Origin of the sequence: Bradyrhizobium sp. Leo170 (assembly GCF_004296405.1) — a bacterium.
Taxonomy (GTDB): Bacteria; Pseudomonadota; Alphaproteobacteria; order Rhizobiales; family Xanthobacteraceae; genus Bradyrhizobium.
The window spans coordinates 1-607 of record NZ_PSRR01000842.1; the positions used below are offsets into that span (position 1 = coordinate 1).

The 607-nt window shown below is 60.5% G+C and carries 1 pseudogene; it reads left to right on the forward strand.

The annotated features are described in order from the left end of the window. Nucleotides 1–234 (forward strand): annotated as a pseudogene (locus tag CWO89_RS45025) (hypothetical protein); the annotation flags it as partial. Nucleotides 235–607 lie beyond the last annotated feature (373 nt).

Here is a 607-nt window from a genome sequence, read left to right on the forward strand (position 1 = left end):
CGGCAGCACCGCCGCCCCAGAAGCAGCGCAGGCGCGCACGGCCGGCGCAATCGGCCCAGCCGCGTGGGCTGTTCGACTGATGCCACGGCCGATGGCGTCGATCCATGCGGCGAGAACGGCGAGTTTCATACCTGCGTGGTCGCAGGCCCGATGTTCTCGCACCGGATCGCAGTCACCACAGGCGAATGGGTGCAACGCGATAGTTATGCGTATTGCGATCTGGTGATTGCGTAGCAATTGTAGGGTGGGAAAAGCGTAGCGTGCCCACCATCTCTCCACGTCCGCGATCGTGAATGGTGGGCACGCTTCCGCCTGTGCTGGTTTGAGCAGTGGTGTATGTAGTCGCTTTGCCCACCCTACAGATCCGCATTTTAGCGCACCACTCTTTCCTCGTCATTGCGAGCGAAGCGAAGCAATTCATGCCTCCGCAAGTGGCGCGATGGATTGCTTCGCTACGCTCGCAATGACGGGGATGGGTTCTGATTCAAATGTCAAACAGCGTGGGGATGTGAGTTCGCGTTCTCGCGACGCTTTGCGCCCGAGGTTTGCGTCACTTTCCACCCTCCCATCGAATAGAGGGCGCAGGGAAAGCCGGGTGCCGGTTGCA